Annotated in this window: 1 protein-coding gene; it reads right to left on the reverse strand. The window is 32.4% G+C overall.

What is annotated here, in order from left to right; all coding sequences use genetic code 11:
- Positions 1–74: 74 nt before the first annotated feature.
- Positions 75–642, reverse strand: a 568-nt coding sequence (locus AB1L08_RS22500) for a DUF2705 family protein (RefSeq protein ID WP_413066792.1), incomplete at its 5' end; no start/stop codon positions are given.

The following is a 642-nucleotide window of genomic DNA, read 5'->3' on the forward strand; positions in this document are numbered from 1 at the left end:
GTCTTAGGTGGATCAATTTCATGGCAGAGGTGGATCAAAAAGATGGCACAACTGGGTCAATTGCATGGCTGTAATCACCCAAGTATTCTTTTCATAAAATCACTCAACGGAATAAGCAGTAAGTAACTCATTTGCACAAATATAAGCGCTAGTTTACTATCAACAAAAAATTCAAGCATGATTTGAATCAATAATAATATAAATAGGAAAAATGCGTGGATAAAGAACATATTCACAAAAATGAAAATACTCTCCACATAGAAGTGTCTATATACGATCAACAAGGCAAAAATATATATAACCACTTTCATGAACTCACATACAATAACAAATATGAACGTTTGATAGATCGCTTGCATTATTATTTTCATTTTGGATTGAACACGAAGAATAACATAAACACCATGCCCACTAGTATATTTATCAGTTTTATTAAAAATAATAAAACTATAGCAAGAAAATAGAAAATAATTCAACAAGATGAGATACCAATTTCCAAAATAGGGGACTCCCCCATATAAATCCAATAAGTCGGGACGACCATTTATAAGTGCCCAGAATAAACTGTCAAAAGTAATATCTAATGACGGTTGTTTCGGAAACGATACTGACGGTGAAAAATACCTTTTGTAACCGACATGG

It is taken from the genome of Siminovitchia jepli (assembly GCF_047228825.1).
Classification (GTDB): Bacteria; Bacillota; Bacilli; order Bacillales; family Bacillaceae_C; genus Siminovitchia.